The 3,734-nt window shown below is 52.9% G+C and carries 5 protein-coding genes and 1 pseudogene; all 6 read right to left on the bottom strand.

The features are described 5' to 3' along the window. Window positions 1–382: pseudogene (locus AC1DWQ_RS23025) on the bottom strand (hypothetical protein); the annotation flags it as partial. A gap of 87 nt (window positions 383–469) precedes the next feature. Then, a complete protein-coding gene (locus AC1DWQ_RS23020) occupies window positions 470–547 on the bottom strand; it encodes a hypothetical protein (protein ID WP_477671731.1) in 78 nt (25 codons plus the stop codon). Window positions 548–760: 213 nt separating this feature from the next. Next, a complete protein-coding gene (locus tag AC1DWQ_RS23015; protein ID WP_477671730.1) occupies window positions 761–1,090 on the bottom strand; it encodes a glutathione S-transferase family protein in 330 nt (109 codons plus the stop codon). 139 nt (window positions 1,091–1,229) lie between these two features. Then, entirely contained in the window at window positions 1,230–1,586 is a 357-nt protein-coding gene (locus AC1DWQ_RS23010) for a hypothetical protein (protein WP_477671729.1), read from the bottom strand. A 285-nt stretch (window positions 1,587–1,871) separates the two neighbouring features. Beyond that, window positions 1,872–2,408: a hypothetical protein gene (locus AC1DWQ_RS23005; RefSeq protein WP_477671728.1), complete on the bottom strand. Its 537-nt coding sequence runs from the start codon at window positions 2,406–2,408 to the stop codon at window positions 1,872–1,874. Next, a partial coding sequence (locus AC1DWQ_RS23000; protein ID WP_477671727.1) for an RHS repeat domain-containing protein occupies window positions 2,405–3,734 on the bottom strand: 1,330 nt, incomplete at its 5' end. The genes AC1DWQ_RS23000 and AC1DWQ_RS23005, both read right to left, overlap by 4 nt.

Here is a 3,734-nt window from a genome sequence, read left to right as displayed (position 1 = left end):
TGCCCGTGGCGTCATAGCTGTACTGGATCGCACTGCTGCCCAAGGTGGCGCTGATCAGTCGGTTCAGGTTGTCATAACCAAAGCTCTGGTCCAGTGCGGGCACCGGGACTCCGTTGCTGGTGTGGGTGTAGCCGGTGATGCGTCCCGCTGTGTCACGAAGAATGGTTCGGCGAATCCCAGTTGTTGTTGGATCACCCAGGTTGTACGCGCTGATCTGGCCGTTGGCGTCGTAAGCAATCGCCTGGGTCTTGCTGCTGGCCCAGCTCCAGCCGGTCAGTTTGCTTTCAGCGTTGGTGGTGATGCCCGCTATCAGCGGCAGGGTTGTTCCGCTGGTGCCCACGCCGTTGGCATTCGGCGGATTGACCGTGACAGCGTTGACCACGCCTTGGGCGTCGTAGCTGTAGTTGACTCGGCTCCGCTGGTTAGGTGGCTGTCAGCGTGGGTACGCGAAACGACGCGTCCTCCGCATTCACTCGTAAATCTTTGCCGCCCGAATCATAGCCTCCACAAACTTCCAAGACGGCTTGTCATCGACACGAGGCCCCATCGTCGCCAGCCATGCATGCATGGCCTCCAGGAATTGCTCTAGCGTAGGGGTTCTCCCAATCTTCAACTTGCCCTTGCAATAGTTCGTTGCGAAGTTGCTCAATAGCGTTGAGTACTACGTCTACTGAACCGTCGTCCTTACCTAAAAGGTCTAACAAAGTGTTTTGTTTCATGGTCTCACCGATATGAACTGGCCCCATCCCTGAGCCGCAGTTCAACCTCGGCGGCTATCTAGCCATTGCAAATATTGATGCCTTAATTCAATAAATCTTTCAAATTCCCAATTGTCTTCAATTGGTATCGACTTCAAATTTCGGAATAATTTTTTTTCACTTAAAAACTCGTTCCAAGACAATTCATGAGGCAATCTTTCGTTAAACAACAATAGATTTTTCATGTTGTCCACAACAAAGAACATCGCAGAAATGTCGGCCACGGAGCCAAGCATTCCAGGTCTGATGTCTAGGGTGTCATCAAACCATTTGATGAAATCGAGGCAGCTTTGATTTTCCATCTTGGTAAGTTTCGCGTCGGTGTGACCCATTTTTTTCGCAGTCGCTGACCCTCATTAAAACCCTGAAATGTGGATCGCCAGCCCTGCGAAAAAGGGCGTCATCGGTAGCTCAGCGCTCAATGAAAAAACGGATCAAACAAGCACGAAAATCCACAGCGGATTGACGTCGCTACAGATCGAGCCGCTTGTTGATATCTGCAACCAGCGCTCTATCCCAACGTTCCTCGATCGCATTGGGATAGATGATCAATCCGCAGGAATTGTCGGGAACACCATCAATGTGGAACTCAAGCTGAATCATTACCCTCCATTGAGAAAATGCTTCCAACGCCCTCTGAATAGCGACGATCAAGGCAGGCTTCAAAAACGACTTGCGATGCACGCACAGCTTGTGCGTTGTATCTCCGTAGTCATCGTCAACCAACCAGTAGTCCGCATCACCAAAGGCATTCTCTAGTCCCAACGTCGCCAATGACTTGTGAAACACGTCATAAAGGCGTTTCCACTCCTCATCACGAAAACTCATTCGACACTCCTTGGTGGCATTCTCCGAAATCCTGTTAAGTTTCGCGTCGATGTGACCCACCTTTTTCGCCATCGCTTGACCCACATAAAAACCCTGAAATGTGGATCGCCAGCCCTGCGCAAAAGAGCGTCACCAGTGGCTCAGCGCTCGATGAAAAAACAGATCAAACAAGCACGAAATCCACACGCTGTAGGTGTAGCTGTTGGTCCCGTCACTCTTGAAGGACGTTATATCCCCCTATGGTCAGGTGTATGCGCTGGCATTGCTATTACACCCACGCGCGGGTTAGCCACGATCAATAAGCTCTTCTGTTTTCCAGCCAATATCTTCCTCTGGAATTGCCAGCAATGTCATACAGATAAATGCCAGTCGGCGAAATATTTCTGGGGAAGAACCAACAAGCCCCTGCCGGCCGGAGCATATGCGGATGCGCTCAGGAACTATCGCATACTCTCCCACCGCAGCGCTCATACCCGCTAATATCGCAGCGTGATATTCATCGTCAATCCATGGCACAACCTTATCCACCGTGCCGGCCAAGGAATCGCTAACGTGGGTTATCGGTGGACGAGAGAAGATCGGAATCTCTATTCTGGTCTTATCCGCCGATTTACCTAATGACTGAATTCCCAGCAGCCCATACAGGAATCGACCGCCTGCAGGTACAAAAATCTCAACGGCAATTGTCGTACGCAAAGGGCGAACGCTGCCTTCGCATTGCACTACCTTCTTACATGAAAGCTCATCCGTCTGAAATGATGTAGGTAGTTCACTCAGCCAAACGCGTGCCTTACGCTCTTTAGTCAGGTTAAATGACTTCATTGAATTCCCCAGAAATTTCTCCACGCGTTATTGAACTCACCAGGCAGACTCTTTATCACTTCTGGATGATAGAGAGAAAAAGGTGAAATGCTGTACTTTTCAATCGCAGCCGCATGAGCCGCGTCATAAGCCAATCCCGCTCTGCGCGCTGTACCTTCTGCGATCTCGTGGAGGTAAAAATTTGCATCTGCACCTATCGCTCTCGCACCCGTTTGAAGGCTTTCCTTCAACCTATCGACCATTGCAACGTTAGCTGCGGTTGGTTCAAATCTTGCCAAGTTCGCCTCAACAAGTGACATGCCCTTTTTCGATACTCTGACCCCTTCTGCTACACACGCTTCAGCCACTTTCGTCCCGGCTTTTGCAACGCCGCCACCGATCAGAGGCGTATCACTATTGGCAATCTCATACGCTATAAATGCGACCCCAAGCACCCCAAGTACATGGTTTAGCCCACGTGGATCAACAAACATCAGAGGATCCCCGCCCACATAGGCAAAGGTATTGATTCCACCCCCAAGCCCAATGGGATCGGACTGCATATAGCGCCCGATCCTCGGGTTGTACTCCCGGTTCCAGTTCTGGAACAACCCACTCTCGGCATCAAAGGTCTGCCCAGGCAGCCGCTGGTTAAAGGCGAAGGCCCCCAGGCTGCTCGGATTCTGATCAGGCGCCGTCGCGCCAAAGGGCTCCGCCGTATCCCAGCGCCACACAACCGCATCATCAATTTGCCGCGTGATGATGCGTGGCGCACCGAGCTGATCCGTCGAGACGTTGTACAGGCCGATGGCAATGTCACTTCCGGCTCCCGTTCCCGTCTGCTTGATCACCCCGACCGGCATGCCCATGTAGATGGTTTCGTATTGGGGAACCCCATTGGCATCGTACTCACCGAGCAGTTTTCCTTCTTCGTCATAGATGTAGTACGCCGCACCGGTTGGGATCAAGGCCGTCGGTCCCGTCTTGCTCATCCTCAACTCCAGGGCGCTGTAACTGTAGTTCACCGTGCCGCCGGCGTTCGTCACCGTGGCCAGCCTGCCGCGGTCGCTGTAGCTATAGCTATTGACCCCGTCGCTTGTGATGTTGCCGGCCGCATCGTGCACCACGGTGGCGACGCCGGTGCTGTCCTGCGTCTGGTTCAGCCGGTTGCTGGTGCTGGCAATGGTGTTGGGGTAGCTCGTGCCGCCAACGACTTTGGCCGTGCGGTTGCCCGTGGCGTCATAGCTGTACTGGATCGCACTGCTGCCCAAGGTGGCGCTGATCAGTCGGTTCAGGTTGTCATAACCAAAGCTCTGGTCCAGTGCGGGCACCGGGACTCCGTTGCTG

This window comes from Polaromonas sp. P2_G11 (assembly GCF_056403595.1).
This window is presented reverse-complemented; position numbering and strand designations above follow the sequence as displayed.